A 16,152-nucleotide genomic window follows, 5' to 3' on the forward strand; every position below is an offset into this window, starting at 1 on the left:
CCACGGCGTTGCGCTCGATGCAGGGGATCTGCACGAGGCCGCCCACCGGGTCGCAGGTGAGGCCCAGGTTGTGTTCCATGCCGATCTCGGCGGCGTTCTCCACCTGCTCGGGCGTGCCGCCGATGACCTGCGCGAACGCGCCGGCCGCCATCGAGCAGGCCGAGCCGACCTCTCCCTGGCAGCCCACCTCGGCACCGGAGATGGACGCGTTCTCCTTGAACACCACGCCGATGGCGCCGGCGGTGAGCAGGAAGTCGACCACGCCGTCGTCGTCGGCGCCGGGCACGAAGTCCACGTAGTAGTGCAGCACCGCCGGGATGATGCCGGCCGCACCGTTGGTGGGGGCGGTCACCACGCGGCCGCCCGAGGCGTTCTCCTCGTTGACCGCCAGCGCGTACACGGTGATCCAGTCCATGCCCGACAGCGGGTCGGTGGACTCGCGGCCGGCCTGCTCCAGCGCCTCCCACAGGGCGGGGGCGCGGCGCGGCACCTTGAGCCCGCCGGGCAGGGTGCCGGTGGCGTGGGTGCCGTTGTGCACGCACTCGCGCATCACCTGCCAGATCTCCAGCAGGCCGGCGCGCACCTCCTCCTCGGAGCGCCACACCTTCTCGTTCTCCATCATCACCTGCGGGATGGTCATGCCGGTCTCGCGGCAGATGGCCAGCAGCTGGTCGCCGGTGGTGAAGTAGTGCGGCAGCGGGGTGTCGTCCTCCACGATGTGGGTCTCGCCGTCGGCGTTCTCGTTGACCACGAAGCCGCCGCCCACGGAGTAGTAGACGTGCTCGCTGAGCTGGGTGCCGTCGGCGTCGAAGGCGGTGAAGCTCATGCCGTTGGGGTGCAGCGGCAGGGTCTTGCGGCGGTGGAGCACGAGGTCGGTGTCCTCGTCGAAGCGGATCTCGCGGCCGCCGTTGAGCGGCAGGCGCTTGTCCTGCCGGATGCGCTGCAGGGTGTCCTCCACGGCGCGCGGGTCGCAGACCTCGGGGCGCTCACCGGCCAGGCCGAGCATGACGGCCTTGTCCGAGCCGTGCCCCACGCCGGTGGCGCCGAGCGAGCCGTACAGCTGGGCGTGGATGCGCTCCACCTTCTCGAGCACGCCCTCCTCGCCGAGCTTCTCCGCGAACATCACGGCGGCCCGCATCGGCCCGACGGTGTGCGAGCTGGAGGGGCCGATGCCGATCGAGAACAGGTCGAACACGCTGAGCGCCACTGTCACTCCTTGGTGGGGGTAGACGGTGCCCGCGGGGGTGGTCGCGGGCCGTCGCACAGTGTCTCACCGAACCCTCCGCGCGCACGATGGCGCGCGCCCGCCGGGGCGCGGCCGCCCGGGAGGCCCCGGCGTGCTGCCGTAGCATGGGGTGCCGCCGGTGTGCCTGGCCGCGACTCCCGGGGGAGGGCGGCCCGCCCCGGCCGACCGGCCCGACCAGGAGGACACCGATGCCGCTGCGCCGCCCCACCCCCACGCCCCGCGCCGCGCGCGGACGCACCCTGCTGGTGGCGGGTGCGGCGCTGGTGGCCAGCGGCGCCGTGGCCGGGTGCGGTGGGGTCTCCATCGGCATCGGGGGAGCGAGCAGCGACCCGACGAGCAGCGCCACCTCCACCGAGGCGCCCACGGAGGCCTCCCCGTCCTCCTCCGAGGGGGCGACCGACCCGACGGGGGACGCCGCGCCGACCGGCGACGGCGCGCCGGGGACGACGCCTGGGGAGACCCCCGGCGAGCCCGCGAGCACCGAGCCCACGAGCAGCGAGGGCGAGCCGACCCCGTCGGAGAGCGACGGCGCCACCGAGAGCGACGACGCCACGGGCACCGACTCCTCCGAGACGCCGTTCCCCGAGGACGGCGCGTCCGAGCCGGCCGAGGCCGGGGCCGCCGACTCCCTGGGCAAGGTGGTGAGCGAGCCCTCCATCCCGCACCGGGGCGAGGCGTTCCGGTGGGAGTCCGGCCTCGTCGCGCACGTGACCGAGGGGGAGCCCTTCATCCCCTCCCCGGCGGCGGCCGGCACCGACGGCTTCAGCCAGTTCGAGCGCTACGAGGTGACGCTCACCAACCGCAGCCCGGAGTCCTTCCGGCTCAGCGACTTCCGCATCAGTGCCCAGAGCGCCGGGGAGCCGGCCTCCCGGGTCTTCGACTCCGGCAACGGCATCAACTCCCAGCCCGCCCAGGACCTGGAGCCCGGGGAGACCGCCCGCTTCCCGGTGGTGTTCGGCGTGAAGGACCCGCAGGACACCGTGCTCGACGTGGTGCAGGCCTTCGAGCTGAGCGACCGCGTGGTCTTCCTGCCGCCTCAGCGGTAGAGCGCGTCGAGCTCGCGGGCGTACTTCTCGGCCACCACCGCGCGGCGCACCTTGAGCGTGGGGGTCAGCTCCCCGCCCTCCATCGTGAACGGCTCGGGGGCCACCACGACCTTGGTGATGTGCTCGTAGCGGGCGAGGTCGGCGGTGAGCGCCGACACCCGCTCGGCCACCAGGCGCTGCAGCTCCTCGCCGGAGACCTCGCCGAGCTGCTCGGACACCGCCGCGGCGTCCAGCGACACCACGGCCGTCAGGTAGGGGCGGCCGTCGCCCACGACCATCGAGTACTCGATGACCTCGTCGCTCTCCAGCACGCCCTCGATGGCGGCCGGGGCGACGTTGCGCCCGCCGTCGGTGACGATGATCTCCTTGGACCGGCCGGTCAGGGAGAGGAAGCCGTCCTCGTCCAGACGGCCCAGGTCCCCGGTGCGGAACCACCCGTCCTCGGTGAACGCCCCCGGCGCGGGGTCGCTGCCGTCGAGATTGGGCAGGTAGCCGGAGAACACGCCGTCGCCGCGCACCTGGATCTCGCCGACGCCCGGGGTGTCCGGCCCGTCGGGCTGGGGCACGATGCGCACCTCCATGCCGCGGATCGGCTGGCCGACGGTGCCGAACCGCCAGGTGCGCACACCGGGGCAGGAGACCACCGGGGAGGTCTCCGAGAGGCCGTACCCCTGCGAGACCAGCAGGTCGGCGGCCAGCAGGAACTCCTCCACCTCGCGGCGCAGCGCGGCACCGCCGGCGGCCATGCACGTCTTGGGCCCGCCCAGCACGTCGCGGATGCGGTGCAGCACGAGCCGGTCGGCCACGCGGTAGGCGGCCTCGGTGGCCACCGGGACGCGCTCGCCGCTGCGGCGGGCCAGGTTGCGGCGCAGTCCCACCCGCATCGCCCAGTCGAAGAGGCGCCGTGTGACGCCGTTCCTGTCGGCGTTGGCGTGGGCACCGGCGTAGACGCGCTCGTAGAGGCGGGGCACGCTCACCATCACCTGCGGCCGGGCGGCGGCCAGCAGCGGCTGCACCTCCCGCGGGTTGCGGCAGTAGGCGATGGTGAGGCCCTGCTGCACGCCGAACGCGGTCCACGCGCGCTCCAGGGCGTGGGAGAGCGGCAGGAAGCTCAGGGAGCGCTGACCCGGCGCGTAGTCGAAGCGCTCGGCGATGGTGGCGAACTGGGTGGTGAGGTTGCGGTGCGTGAGCGGCACGGCCTTGGGCACCCCGGTGGTGCCCGAGGTGTAGAGGATCGTGGCCAGGTCGTCCAGGTCCGCCTGCTCGATGCGGCGCACCACCTCGGCGCGCGTGGCCGCGTCGGCGGCGCGTCCGGTGGCCACCGCCTCCTCGAGGTCCACCACCGGGGCCCCCGTGGTGGACGCGGCGGCCTCCCGCGCGGCGGGGGAGCACTCCAGGGCCAGCACCTGCTGCAGGTGCGCGGTGTCCACCATGTCGGCCACGAGGGCGAGCTCCTCGTCGCCCAGCACGGCCACCACGGTGGCGCGGCTGTGCTCCAGCACGTAGCGCTTCTGGGCCGAGCCGGAGGTCAGGTGCACCGGCACCACGGTGGCGCCGGCCGACATCGCGCCGTAGTCGACCACCGACCAGGCCGGGCAGTTGGGGGAGACCAGGGCCACGCGGTCCCCGGTGCCCAGGCCGTGGGACACCAGGTGGGCGGCCAGGGCGGTGGCGCGCTCGGCGAACTCGGCGTAGGTCCACTCCTGCCAGGTGCCGTCGACGAGCTCGCGCTGGGCCACCACCCCCGGGTGGGCCGCGGCGGTGTCGCGGAGGTGCTGGCTGAGCGGTGCGAGCGTCGACATGCGGGTCAGGGTACGCACCCGGGGCGCCCGCCCGGCTGGGGAGGACCGCGTGGAACCATGGCGCCATGACACCGGACCGGGCGGCCGTGCGCCGCATGCAGGCCGTGGCCACCGGGCTGCTGCTCCTGGCGGCGGTGGTCTTCCTGCTCACCCCCGACGACGGCGCCTGGGGTTACGTCCACGCCGCCGCGGAGGCCTCGATGGTGGGCGCGGTGGCCGACTGGTTCGCCGTCACCGCCCTCTTCCGCCACCCCCTTGGCGTGCCGGTGCCGCACACCGCGATCATCCCGCGGCGCAAGGACGACATCGGCCGGGCGCTCGAGGACTTCGTGGCCACCAACTTCCTCACCGGTCCCACCGCCCGTGACCGGTGGGTGCGCGCCGGGGTGAGCGCCCGCGCGGCCCGCTGGGTGGGGCGCGAGGAGAACGCCCGCTCCGTGGTGACGGAGCTGCTGCCCGCCGCCCGACGCGCCCTGGCCGCCGCCGACCGCCGGACCGTGGCCGAGGTGGCCGGCGAGCACCTGCTGCCGCGCCTGGCCCGCGAGCCCCTGGCCCCGCTGGCCGGGCGCTGGCTCGAGGAGGTGCTGCGCACCGGGGCGCACCGCCGGCTGGTGGACCTCGTGGTGGACGAGGCCGTGGACTGGCTGACCGCGCACCCCGAGCGTGTGCAGTTCATCGTGCGCACCCGGGCGCCGTGGTGGTCGCCCCAGTGGGTGGACGACGCGGTGGTGGAACGCATCCACGCCGAGCTGCTGGGCTGGGCGCGTGACGTGCAGCGCCAGCCCGACCACCGCGTCCGCGCCAGCGTCGACGACCTGCTGGGGGACCTGGCCCGGGACCTGCAGCACGACCCCGGCACCGCCGAGGCGATGGCGCGCCTGCAGGAACGGGTGCTCACCGACCCCTCGGCGGCCACCACCGTGGCCGAGCTGTGGGAGGGCCTGGCGGTGGTCCTGGACGAGGCGCTCGCCGACCCCGACGGGGTGCTGCCGCGCCGTGCCGCCACGGCGCTCGCCGAGGCGGCCCGCGGCGTGGCCGCCGACCCGGCCGTGTGCGCCTCGCTGGACGAGCGCAGCGCCGAGGTGGTGGGTGCCCTCGTGGAGCGGCACGGCTCCGAGCTCGCCGGCGTGATCTCCGACACCGTGGCCGGCTGGGACGCCACGCAGACCGCGGAGCTCCTCGAGGCCTACGTGGGCAAGGACCTGCAGTTCATCCGCATCAACGGCACGGTCGTGGGCGGACTCGTGGGGCTGGTGCTGCACGCCCTCACCCAGGTCCTGTGAGCCGCCTCGTAGAATCCGTGCGACCCACCCCCGACCGGCCCACCCCAGGAGGCGCCCCGTGCTCGTGCTGATCCTCGCGCACCTCGTGGCCGCCCTGGCCGCGCCGTGGCTCGTCCGCGCGATGGGTTCCCGGGCGTTCATCCCGCTCTCGGTGCCGTCGCTGGCCACCGTGGTCTACCTCGTGCGCCAGGCCGCGACCGTGCACGCCGGCGCCACCGACCACCCCCACCACGGGGTCGGCCATGGGTCGGCCGGACTGCCGCCGGCGGTCACCGAGTCGTGGACCTGGGTGCCCCAGCTGGGCATGGACCTGGACTTCCGCCTCGACGGCCTGTCCTGGCTGCTGGCGATGGTGGTGGCCGGCGTGGGCACGCTCGTGCTGCTCTACTGCACCGGGTACTTCTCCGACGACGAGGAGGGGCTGGGCCTGTTCGCCGGCTCGCTCACCGCCTTCGCCGGCGCGATGCTGGGCCTGGTCACCACCGACAACATGCTGGTGCTCTACGTGTTCTGGGAGCTCACCAGCATCCTGTCCTTCCTGCTCATCGGGCACCGCATCACCTCGCGCCACTCCCGCTCGGCGGCCATGGAGGCGCTGGTCATCACCGCCGGCGGTGGGCTGGCCATGCTCGTGGGCATCATCGGCCTGGGGGCCGCGACGGGCAGCTACTCCATCAGCAACCTGCTGGCGCACCCGCCGCAGGTGGACGCCCTGGTCACCACCTCGGTGGTGCTGCTGCTCGTGGGTGCCTTCACCAAGTCGGCCCAGGTGCCCTTCCACTTCTGGCTCCCGGGCGCCATGGCCGCGCCCACGCCGGTGAGCGCCTACCTGCACGCGGCGGCCATGGTGAAGGCCGGCATCTACCTGGTGGCCCGTTTCGCCCCGGCCTTCGCCCACCTCGAGGTGTGGCAGTGGGCCGTGCTGCTGCTCGGTGGCCCCACGATGCTGGTGGGTGCCTACCGCTCGCTGCGCCAGGTGGACATCAAGCTGGTGCTGGCCTACGGCACCGTGAGCCAGCTGGGCTTCCTCGTGCTCGTGGTCGGCCACGGCACCCAGGACGCCGCCCGCGCGGGCCTGGTGCTGCTGCTGGCCCACGCCCTGTTCAAGGGCTCGCTGTTCCTCGTGGTCGGCGCCATCGACCACTGCACCGGCACCCGCGACCTGCGCCGCCTCTCGGGCCTGTCGCGGAGCATGCCGCTGCTCTTCGCCACCGCCTGCGTCTCCGCGGCCTCGATGGCGGGCCTGCCGCCGCTGCTCGGCTTCGTGAGCAAGGAGGGCGCCTACACGGCGCTCGACCCGACGGTGCACGGCTGGGCCACGCGGGAGGGTGTGGCCTTCTTGGTCGTGCTCGTCGGCTCGATGATGACCTTCGCCTACTCAGCGCGCTTCCTGTGGGGCGCCTTCCGCACCCAGCGCACCAAGCCGGCCACGCCGGTGCACGCCCCGGGCTTCTTCCTCCAGGCCAGCCCCGCCCTGCTGGCCGTCGGCACCATCGTGCTCGGCCTGGCCAGCGGCCCCCTGCTGGAGCCGGTGGTGGGCAACTACGCGTCCTTCTGGCCGGCCTCGGAGCACCCGCTGCACCTGGGGCTCTGGCACGGCTGGACCGTGGTCCTGGCCTTCACGCTGCTCACCTACGCCGTCGGTGTGGTGCTGCACCTGCGTCGCCGCCAGGTCAACGGCTTCCAGCGCGGCGTGGCCGCCCTGGGCCTGCCCGGCGCCGAGCGCGGCTTCCAGCTGACCATGCGCGCGGTGGACCGGGGCGCGCTGGCGGTCACGGGCCTGTTCCAGCGCGGCTCGCTGCCGGTGACCCTGGGCATGATCTTCGTGGTGGCCGTGGCCGTGCCGGTGGGGGTCCTGCTCATGCAGGACGTGCCGATGCCCGAGCACTACCGCCTCATGGACTCGTGGGCCCAGCTGGGCGTGGCCGTGGTGACCGCCGCCGCCGGTGTGCTGGCCGCGCTCTCCACCCGCCGCCTGCGCGCGGTGGTGCTCGCCGGCGTCACCGGCTACGGCTCGGCGGCGCTCTTCATGCTCTACGGCGCCCCGGACCTCGCGCTCACGCAGCTCATGGTGGAGAGCATCTCCATCGTGGTGTTCATCCTCGTGCTGCGCCGCATGGCCGGCCAGTTCCCGGACACCCCGCGCCGGGTCGAGAAGGTGCTGCGCGTGCTCATCGCCGTGGGGGTGGCCGGTGTGCTCACCCTGGTGGCGCTGGTCTCCGCGGCCTCCCGCGCGCACGTCCCGGCCAGCGCCGGCCTGCTGGAGACCGCGTACACCAAGGGCGGTGGCCACAACGTGGTCAACGTGATCCTCGTGGACACCCGAGGCTGGGACACCATGGGTGAGATCGCCGTGGTGCTCGTCTGCGCCACCGGTGTGGCCTCGCTGGTCTTCCTGCGAGAGGAGGTGCTGGAGACCGCCCGCGTCGCCGCGTCGGCCACCCGCACCCGCCGCACCATGCACCTGGAGGCCGACACCGAGGGCTCCCGCTGGCTGGCCGACGCGGTGAACATGAAGCACACCCGCCGCTCGGCGGTGCTCGAGGTGGTCACCCGCCTGGTCTTCCACTCGATGGTGGTGTGGAGCCTGTACGTGCTGCTCGTGGGCCACGACGCCCCCGGCGGCGGCTTCGCCGGCGGCCTCATCGCCACGCTGGCGCTCACCGTGCGCTACCTGGCCGGTGAGGCCGACGAGCTGCGCGCCGCGGCCCCGGTGCTCTCGGGCACGCTCATGGGCGCCGGCCTGGGCCTCGCGGTGACCACCGGTGTGCTCGGCATGGTGGCCGGGGGAGAGCCCCTGCAGTCGTGGGTGTTCAACCTGGACGTCCCGGTGCTGGGCCACCTGCACCTGGTGACCCCCGCCTTCTTCGACGTCGGGGTCTACCTCGTGGTCGTCGGCATGGGCGTGGGCCTGCTCACGAGCCTCGGTGCCGGCGTGGACCAGCAGATCGAGTCCGAGCGCGGCGAGGGGCACCGTGACGCGCTGAGCCGCCACGCGGACGACGAGTTCCACCGCTACGGCCTGCGCCACACCGACCGACCCGTCGAACGACCGGAGGTGGACGCGTGAGCGAGCCGATGACCCCCTCCCTGGCCCTCCTCGGCGTCGGTGCCGTGCTCGTGGGCTGCGGTGTGTACCTGATGCTGGCGCGCTCGATCGTGCGCATGCTCATCGGCTTCGTGCTGGTGGGCAACGGCGTCAACCTGCTCTTCCTGGGTGCCGCGTCCCCGCCCGGGGAGCCGCCGATCATCGGGCAGGTGCCCGGCGAGGACATGGCCGACCCGCTGCCGCAGGCGATGATGCTCACCGCGATCGTCATCTCGCTGGGGCTCGTGGCCTTCCTGCTGGCCCTGGCGCACCGCTCGTGGCAGCTGGCCGGCACCGACCGCGTCACCCACGACCCGGAGGACCTGCGCATCGTGCTGCGGGCCGACCGCAGCGACATGTCCGGCTCGGACTTCGCCGGCGACGACGACCTCACGCCCGACGACGTGGACGACGTGGACGTGGACGCCGAGGGCGACCACTACATGGAGCTGGCCGTGCGCCGCTTCAAGGAGCGCCGCCGGGAGATCCGCCGCCACCGCGCGCGGGCCTTCCAGCCGCTCGAGGACGACCAACCGCCCGTGGACTCGAGGGGAGGCCGCAGATGAGCGAGGTGAACCTCTCCTTCATCGCGCCGCTGCTGGTGATGCTGCCGCTGCTGGCCGCGGGCGTGACGCTCGCCGCCGGGCGGCACACGCTGGTGCAGCGCATCATCTCCACCGCCGTGGTGGCGGCCTGCCTGGCCGGCTCGGTGCTGCTGCTGTGGGCCGCGGACACTCGCGGCCCGCAGGTGGTGGCCACCGGTGCCTGGGTGCCCTACGAGGGCATCGTGCTGGTGGTCGACCGGCTCTCGGCGCTCATGCTCATCGTGGGCTTCACGATCATCCTGGGTGTGCTCTGGTACTCCAACGCCGAGGGGCGCGAGTCCTTCGACCAGGAGGCCAGCGGCAAGGCCCCGCTGCCGATCTTCCACCCCTCGCTGCTGGTGATGACCGCCGGCGTGGCCACCACCTTCGTCTCCGGCGACCTGTTCCACATGTACGTGGGCTTCGAGGTGCTGCTCGGTGCCAGCTTCGTGCTGCTCACGCTCGGCGGCACGGTCTCCCGCGTGCGCGCCGGCGTCACCTACGCCTTCGTCTCGCTGCTGAGCTCCACGGTGTTCCTCTTCGCCGTGGCCATGGTCTACACCGCCACCGGCACGGTGAACCTGGCGCAGGTCTCCCAGCGCATGGCCGAGCTGCCCCAGGGCACGCAGGTGATGCTGCAGGCGCTGCTGCTGGTGGGCTTCGCCATCAAGGCCGCCGTGTTCCCCATGAGTTCCTGGCTGCCGGACTCCTACCCGACGGCGCCGGCGCCGGTCACGGCCGTCTTCGCCGGTCTGCTCACCAAGGTGGGCGTGTACGCGATGATCCGCACGCAGACCCTCGTCTTCCCAGGCGGCATCCTCCACGAGCTCATGCTCTGGGCGGCGCTGCTCACGATGGTGGTGGGCATCCTCGGCGCCGTGGCGCAGACCGAGGTCAAGCGGATGATCTCGTTCACCCTCGTGAGCCACATCGGCTACATGCTCTTCGGGTTGGCCATCGGCACGCCGGCCGGCATCGCCGCGGCGATCTTCTACGTGATCCACCACATCCTCATCCAGGCCACGCTGTTCCTCGTGACGGGCATGGTGCAGCGCCGCACGGGCGTGAGCACGCTCGACCGTCTGGGCGGCCTCATCCGCACCGCGCCGTGGATCGCGCTGCTGTGGTTCGTCCCGGCCATGAATCTCGCGGGCATCCCGCCGTTCTCCGGGTTCATCGGCAAGGTCGGTCTCATGCGGGCCGCCGCCCAGATCGGCACCCCGATGCTGTGGCTGCTGGTGGCCGGCAGCGTGGTCACCTCGCTGCTCACGCTGTACGCCATCGCCAAGACCTGGGCCAAGTCCTTCTGGGGCGCCCCCAACCGCGCCGAGGGGATGGGGCAGCAGGCCGTGCCCATCGGCCCCGGGCTGTTCCTGCCCACCGGTGTGCTGGTGCTCGTCGGCATCGGCCTGACGGTCTTCGCCGGCCCGATCTACGGGGTGAGCGAGCGCGCCGCGGCCGACCTGGTGAACCGGAGCAGCTACGTGCAGGCCGTGGCCGACGCCGCGGACACCGCGGGCAGCCACTACCCGGCCCCGCTCGACCCGACCGAGCAAGGGGGTCACTGATGGTGCGCCGACTCCAGCTCCTCCCGCTGCTGTGGCTCGTGGTCGTGTGGGTCGTGGCGTGGGGCTCGTACTCGCCGATGATCCTCTTCGGTGGCCTGGTGGCCGGGCTCTTCGTGACCCTCGCCTCGCCGCTGCCGCGGCTCAACCTCAACGCGACGGTGCGGCCGTGGGCGCTGCTGGTGCTCGTGGTGCTCTTCCTCAAGGACCTCGCCAAGGCGGTCTGGGACGTCTCGATGATGGCCCTGCTTCCCGGCCGGACGACGGACGCGGCCATCATCACGGTGCGCTTCGCCGCCGACGAGGAGCTCTTCCAGACCATCACCTCCGAGCTCATCACCCTCGTGCCGGGCACGATGGTGATCGACCTCGACGACGAGACCCGGGTGGCGCATGTGCACTGCCTGGGCGTGAAGGACGAGGCCGACGCCGAGGCCGTGCGCCAGGAGTGCCTGGAGCAGGAGCGCCGCGTGCTGGCCGCCTTCGACGCCGACTACCGCCGGGAGGACCGATGAACGAGATCGCGATCTGGCTCATGGCCGGGGCGGCTGCGGTGCTGGTGGCCGCCGCTGGCCTGGCCCTGGTGCGCATCGTGCGGGGACCCGCGGGGCTGGACCGCATGGTGGCTTCCGACGTGCTCGTGAGCGTGCTCTTCGGCTTCTTCTGCCTCATCGGTGCCTGGTGGCAGTTCCCGCAGGTCACCACGGTGATGGTCTCGCTGTCGCTCGTGGCCTTCTTGGGGGCGGTGGCCGCCGGCCGCTACGCCGCCCGCGACCGCGACCGCGGCTGGGCCCGCGACGAGCGGGTCGACATGTCCGCCGACGGGAGGCCCTCGTGACCGACGTCCTGCAGATCGTCGCCGGCGTGCTCATGCTCGTGGGTTCGCTGCTCTCGCTCGTGGCCGCCATCGGGCTGGTGCGCTTCCCCGACGTGCTCACCCGCATGCACGCCGCCACCAAGCCGCAGACCCTGGGCCTGGTGCTGCTGGGCCTGGGCCTGTGCCTCGTGGTGCGCGAGTGGGCGGTGTGGGGTGCCGTGGCCCTGACCGTGCTCTTCCAGTTCCTCACCGCCCCGGTCTCGGCGCACATGGTGGGCCGAGGTGCCCTGCGCACCGGGCAGGTGCGCCTGCCGCTGTACGAGGACCCTGCCGCCGCCGACGGGCAGGCCGGCACGCCGTCCAGCGCGTCCGCCGCCGGGGCCGGTGCGCGCGCCACCCGGGCCGATGGCTGAGGGGCCCGAGCAGCCCGGTGGCCCCCGTCGCGGTGCGCCGGGACGGGGCCGTGGTGACGCCGGTGGTGCCGGCGCAGGTCGTGGTCGGGGTCGTGGTCGGGGCCGCGGCCGTGGTGGTCGTGGGGGAGGACGCGGACCCCGCGGTGGGGCCCGCGCTCCGCGGGGTCCGCGCCCGCTGACCCCCGAGCAGGTCGAGGCCCGCCGCGCCTCGGTGCCGGAGCTCACCTGGCCCGACCTGCCCGTCGTCGACCGCAAGGACGACCTGGCGGCCGCCATCCGCGACCACCAGGTGGTCGTGGTGGCCGGCGAGACCGGATCGGGCAAGACCACTCAGCTGCCCAAGATCTGTCTGGAGCTCGGGCGCGGCGTCACCGGCATGATCGGCCACACCCAGCCCCGCCGCATCGCGGCCCGCTCCGTGGCCGACCGCATCGCCCACGAGCTGGGCGTCGAGCTCGAGGACCCCACCGGCCCGGTCGGCTACCAGGTGCGCTTCACCGACATGACCAGCCCGCAGACGCTGGTCAAGGTGATGACCGACGGCATCCTGCTCAACCAGATGCAGTTCGACCGGCAGCTGCGCGCCTACGACACGCTCATCATCGACGAGGCGCACGAGCGCAGCCTCACCATCGACTTCATCCTCGGCTACCTGCACCAGCTGCTGCCCCAGCGGCCGGACCTCAAGGTGATCATCACCTCGGCCACCATCGACCCGCAGCGCTTCGCCGACCACTTCGCCGACGCCGTGGGCGGCCCGGTGCCGGTGGTGGAGGTCTCCGGGCGCACCTACCCGGTGGAGGTGCGCTACCGCCCGCTGAGCACCCTGGACGCCTCCAACCCGCACGCCCTGGAGGACCCCGAGGGCTACGACGAGAGCACCTACTCCGAGGAGGAGATCGACCAGGTCACCGGCATCGCCGAGGCGGTGCAGGAGCTCTGGACCGAGGACGTGCCCGCCGACGACCCACGCCCGCAGGACCGCGACATCCTCGTGTTCTGCTCCGGCGAGCGGGAGATCCGCGACGCCGTGGACGGCCTCGAGGGGCTCAAGCTGCCGGGCACAGAGATCGTGCCGCTCTACGGTCGCCTCTCGGCCGCCGAGCAGCAGCGCGTCTTCGCGCCCCACACGAAGCGCCGCGTGGTGCTGGCCACCAACGTGGCCGAGACCTCGCTCACCGTGCCCGGCATCCGGTACGTCGTGGACACCGGCACGGCGCGCATCAGCCGGTACTCCCAGCGGCTCAAGGTGCAGCGCCTGCCCATCGAGAAGATCTCCCAGGCCTCGGCCAACCAGCGTGCGGGCCGCTCCGGACGCGTGAGCGCGGGCATCTGCATCCGCCTGTACTCCCAGGAGGACTTCGAGGCGCGCCCGCAGTTCACCGACCCGGAGATCCAGCGCACCTCGCTGGCCAGCGTCATCCTGCAGATGGCGCACCTGGGGCTGGGCGACGTGCAGCGCTTCGCCTTCGTGGACCCGCCGGACTCCCGGCTGGTCACCGACGGCCTGCGCCTGCTCCACGAGCTGGGGGCCGTGACCCGGCAGACCGCCTCCTCCGGCGGTGTCGTGCGCCTCACCGAGGAGGGGCGCCAGCTGGCGTCCATCCCGGCCGACCCGCGCCTGGCCCGGATGCTGCTCGAGGCCCACCGCCGTGGGGCGCTGGCCGAGGTGCTCGTCATCGTGGCCGGGCTGAGTATCCAGGACCCGCGGGAGCGTCCGGCCGAGAAGCGCGAGCGCGCCGACCAGCTGCACGCCCGGTTCAAGGACGAGAACTCCGACTTCGTGGCCCTGCTCAACCTGTGGGCCTACGTGCGCGAGCGCAAGGGCACGCTGTCGGGCTCGGCCTTCCGCCGCCTGTGCCACGCGGAGTTCCTGCACTACCTGCGGCTGCGCGAGTGGGTGGACGTGCACCACCAGCTGCGCAGCGTGGTGAAGGGCCTGGGCTGGGCGGACTCGTCGGTGGGCGTGGAGTCCGACCGCGCCCGGCAGCGCGACGAGGGCTTCGCGCCGGTGGACCCGGCCAAGGCCGAGGTGGTGCACCGCAGCCTGCTGCCCGGCCTGCTCAGCCAGGTGGGCCTGCGCGACCGGGAGGCCCGGGACTACCTGGGCGCCCGGGGGGCGCACTTCTCCATCCAGCCCGGCTCGGGGCTCTTCCGCACCCGTCCGGACTGGATCGTCTCGGCCGAGCTGGTGGAGACCACCAGGCTGTGGGCGCGCACCAATGCCACGGTGGACCCGGCGTGGGTGGAGGAGGCCGCCGCGCACCTGGTGAAGCGGCAGTACTCCGAGCCGCGGTGGTCCTCCAAGCGGGGCTCGGCCGTGGCCGACGAGCGGGTGACCCTGCTGGGCATCCCGCTGGTGGCCGGGCGGCAAGTGGGCCTGGCGAGGGTCGACCCGGCGCTGGCGCGCGAGCTCTTCATCCGCCACGCCCTGGTGGAGGGGGACTGGCACACCGGCCACGCCTTCTGGGGCCACAACAAGAAGGTCCTCGCCGAGATCGAGCAGCTCGAGGCGCGCTCCCGCCGCCGCGACCTGCTCGACGACGAGGCGCTCTTCGGCTTCTACGACGAGCGGCTGCCCGCCGAGGTCGTCTCCGGGGCGCACTTCGACAGCTGGTGGAAGACCGCCCGCCGCGAGGACCCGGCCCTGCTCGACCTGTCGGTGGAGGAGGTGACCGGTGAGGACCCCACCGCCGTGGACCTGGCCGACTTCCCGGCCACCTGGCAGCAGGGCGACCTGGAGCTGCCCCTGACCTACCAGTTCGAGCCCGGCACCGAGGCAGACGGTGTGACCGTCCACCTGACGTTGAGCCAGCTCAACCGGGTGCGCGACGAGGGCTTCGACTGGCAGGTCCCGGGCCTGCGCGAGGAGCTGGCGGTGGCGCTCCTGCGCTCCCTGCCCAAGGCAGTGCGCCGCTCGTTCGTGCCCGCCCCGGACCACGCCGCGGCCGCCCTGGGTGACCTTCGAGCAGAGCTCGAGGGTGACGAGCGGGCCGCGGCCACGCAGCCGGTGCGGGGGAGTGGCAGCTTCCCGGCCGCCCTGGCGCGGGCGCTCACCCGGCGCACCGGTACGCCGCTGGACCCGGCTGACTTCGACGCCTCCACCGTGCCGGCGCACCTGCGCATGACCTTCCGCGTGGTCGAGGACACCGCGCCGGGCAAGACCGGTACGGGCGGCGGACCCGGGAAGCCGGGGCCGAAGGGGTCCGGCCCCCAGCGCGGGGGCAAGGGCGGCCCGCGCCGCCGCGGCAGGGGGCCGAAGGTCCTCGGCGAGGGCACCGACCTCACCGCCCTGCAGGCCCAGCTGGCCGGGTCGCTGCAGCAGGCCGTCTCCGGCGCCGCCGCCGGGCTCACCGCATCGGGCCTGACGAGCTGGAGCATCGGCGAGCTGCCCGACCACTTCGACGACGGCGCCGTGCAGGGCTGGCCGGCCCTCGTGGACGAGGGCACCACCGCCGGGGTGCAGGTCTTCGCCGACCCGCGGCAGGCCGCGCACGAGCACGCACTGGGCCTGCGCCGCCTCGTGCTGGCCGGGTTCACCCCGCCGTGGAACCGCATCCTGCGCAGCGTCGACAACCAGACCAAGCTGGCTCTGGGCGCCGCCCCGCACGGGTCCACCCAGGCGGTGCTCGACGACGCACTGGCCGCCGCCGTGGACTCGGTCATCGCCGAGCGCCTGGCCACCGCCGGCACGGTGCGCGACGAGGCCGCCTTCGCCGAGCTGCTGGCCACCGCAAAGCAGCAGGCCGCCCCCCGCATCCTGGAGATGGTGGCGGCGGCCGGGCCCGTCATCGCCGCCGTCCCCGCGGTGCAGCGCGCCGTGGAGGGCATGACTGCGCCCCGGCTGGCCCCGCTGGCCGCGGACCTCACCGCTCAGCTCAAGGGTCTGGTGCACCCGGGCTTCCTCACCGAGGCCGGGTACGCCCAGGTGCGTCACCTGCCCCGCTACCTGCGGGCGATGGAGGTGCGCGCCACCAAGGCGCCCACCGACCTCGCCCGCGACGCCGACCGACAGGCCGTGGTGGACACCGTGGAGCGCGAGCGGCGCGACCTGTTGGCCGGGCTGGACGCCATCGAGCGCCTGCGACCCGACGTGCGGGCCCTGCGGTGGATGACCGAGGAACTGCGCGTCAGCCTGTTCGCCCAGCAGCTGGGCACCGCGCACGCGGTGAGCGAGAAGCGCATCTACGCGGCCATGGACGCCGTGGAGGTGGCGCTGGAACAGAGCCGCGGCCAGCGGCGTTGACCCCACACGGCCCCGGTGACCCCCCCGGGGCCCGCGAGCCCCGCCGCGACGGCGGCCGCAGG

General features: G+C 73.6%; 12 protein-coding genes. 10 read left to right on the plus strand and 2 right to left on the minus strand.

The genetic code is table 11. From position 1 onward, the window contains the following. The coding region (locus tag CYJ76_RS07370) for an L-serine ammonia-lyase (RefSeq protein WP_101849693.1) at positions 1 to 1,207 on the minus strand (1,207 nt) is incomplete at its 3' end. A gap of 227 nt (positions 1,208 to 1,434) precedes the next feature. Here CYJ76_RS07370 and CYJ76_RS07375 point away from each other — a divergent pair. Further along, positions 1,435 to 2,292 carry a hypothetical protein gene (locus tag CYJ76_RS07375; protein WP_101849694.1) on the plus strand — a complete coding sequence of 286 codons (858 nt, stop codon included), beginning with the start codon at positions 1,435 to 1,437 and terminating at the stop codon, positions 2,290 to 2,292. Here CYJ76_RS07375 and CYJ76_RS07380 read toward each other — a convergent pair. Next, positions 2,283 to 4,094, minus strand: coding sequence for an AMP-dependent synthetase/ligase (locus CYJ76_RS07380; RefSeq protein WP_101849695.1), 1,812 nt, complete (start codon positions 4,092 to 4,094; stop codon positions 2,283 to 2,285). The two genes, CYJ76_RS07375 and CYJ76_RS07380, sit on opposite strands and share 10 nt — an antisense overlap. A 65-nt stretch (positions 4,095 to 4,159) precedes the next feature. On the opposite strand from CYJ76_RS07380, the gene CYJ76_RS07385 reads away from it, so the two are divergent. From CYJ76_RS07385 to hrpA, 9 genes are read left to right on the plus strand one after another with little or no spacing between them, the layout of a single operon-like run. Then, positions 4,160 to 5,377: a DUF445 domain-containing protein gene (locus tag CYJ76_RS07385; protein ID WP_238138184.1), complete on the plus strand. Its 1,218-nt coding sequence runs from the start codon at positions 4,160 to 4,162 to the stop codon at positions 5,375 to 5,377. A 58-nt stretch (positions 5,378 to 5,435) separates the two neighbouring features. Continuing rightward, positions 5,436 to 8,447, plus strand: a complete 3,012-nt coding sequence (locus CYJ76_RS07390; RefSeq protein ID WP_101849696.1) for a Na+/H+ antiporter subunit A — start codon at positions 5,436 to 5,438, stop codon at positions 8,445 to 8,447. Further along, entirely contained in the window at positions 8,444 to 9,031 is a 588-nt protein-coding gene (locus CYJ76_RS07395; protein WP_070705143.1) for a Na(+)/H(+) antiporter subunit C, read from the plus strand. Before CYJ76_RS07390 ends, CYJ76_RS07395 begins: the two co-directional genes overlap by 4 nt. Beyond that, positions 9,028 to 10,617 carry a Na+/H+ antiporter subunit D gene (locus CYJ76_RS07400; protein ID WP_070705142.1) on the plus strand — a complete coding sequence of 530 codons (1,590 nt, stop codon included), beginning with the start codon at positions 9,028 to 9,030 and terminating at the stop codon, positions 10,615 to 10,617. The genes CYJ76_RS07395 and CYJ76_RS07400 overlap by 4 nt, the downstream gene beginning before the upstream one ends. After that, complete coding sequence (locus CYJ76_RS07405) at positions 10,617 to 11,129, plus strand: Na+/H+ antiporter subunit E (protein ID WP_101849697.1); 513 nt, start codon at positions 10,617 to 10,619, stop codon at positions 11,127 to 11,129. Before CYJ76_RS07400 ends, CYJ76_RS07405 begins: the two co-directional genes overlap by 1 nt. Further along, complete coding sequence (locus CYJ76_RS07410; protein WP_070705140.1) at positions 11,126 to 11,452, plus strand: monovalent cation/H+ antiporter complex subunit F; 327 nt, start codon at positions 11,126 to 11,128, stop codon at positions 11,450 to 11,452. Before CYJ76_RS07405 ends, CYJ76_RS07410 begins: the two co-directional genes overlap by 4 nt. Further along, a complete protein-coding gene (gene mnhG, locus CYJ76_RS07415) occupies positions 11,449 to 11,844 on the plus strand; it encodes a monovalent cation/H(+) antiporter subunit G (protein ID WP_269148616.1) in 396 nt (131 codons plus the stop codon). The genes CYJ76_RS07410 and mnhG overlap by 4 nt, the downstream gene beginning before the upstream one ends. Positions 11,845 to 11,861: 17 nt before the next feature. Beyond that, positions 11,862 to 12,023 (plus strand): hypothetical protein, encoded by a 162-nt coding sequence (locus CYJ76_RS12480; protein WP_180802245.1) that lies wholly within the window; start codon positions 11,862 to 11,864, stop codon positions 12,021 to 12,023. Beyond that, complete coding sequence (gene hrpA / locus CYJ76_RS07420) at positions 12,020 to 16,090, plus strand: ATP-dependent RNA helicase HrpA (RefSeq protein ID WP_101849712.1); 4,071 nt, start codon at positions 12,020 to 12,022, stop codon at positions 16,088 to 16,090. Before CYJ76_RS12480 ends, hrpA begins: the two co-directional genes overlap by 4 nt. The last annotated feature ends 62 nt before the right edge of the window (positions 16,091 to 16,152 follow it).

This window comes from Kytococcus schroeteri (assembly GCF_002847825.1).
Taxonomy (GTDB): Bacteria; Actinomycetota; Actinomycetes; order Actinomycetales; family Dermatophilaceae; genus Kytococcus; species Kytococcus schroeteri.

What these genes read in the sequence shown, in the direction of transcription:
- CYJ76_RS07375 (WP_101849694.1), top strand. Translation starts at nt 1,435, where the DNA reads ATGCCGCTGCGCCGCCCCACCCCCACGCCCCGCGCCGCGCGCGGACGC.
- CYJ76_RS07380 (WP_101849695.1), bottom strand. Translation starts at nt 4,094, where the DNA reads ATGTCGACGCTCGCACCGCTCAGCCAGCACCTCCGCGACACCGCCGCG.
- CYJ76_RS07385 (WP_238138184.1), top strand. Translation starts at nt 4,160, where the DNA reads ATGACACCGGACCGGGCGGCCGTGCGCCGCATGCAGGCCGTGGCCACC.
- CYJ76_RS07400 (WP_070705142.1), top strand. Translation starts at nt 9,028, where the DNA reads ATGAGCGAGGTGAACCTCTCCTTCATCGCGCCGCTGCTGGTGATGCTG.
- CYJ76_RS07405 (WP_101849697.1), top strand. Translation starts at nt 10,617, where the DNA reads ATGGTGCGCCGACTCCAGCTCCTCCCGCTGCTGTGGCTCGTGGTCGTG.
- CYJ76_RS07410 (WP_070705140.1), top strand. Translation starts at nt 11,126, where the DNA reads ATGAACGAGATCGCGATCTGGCTCATGGCCGGGGCGGCTGCGGTGCTG.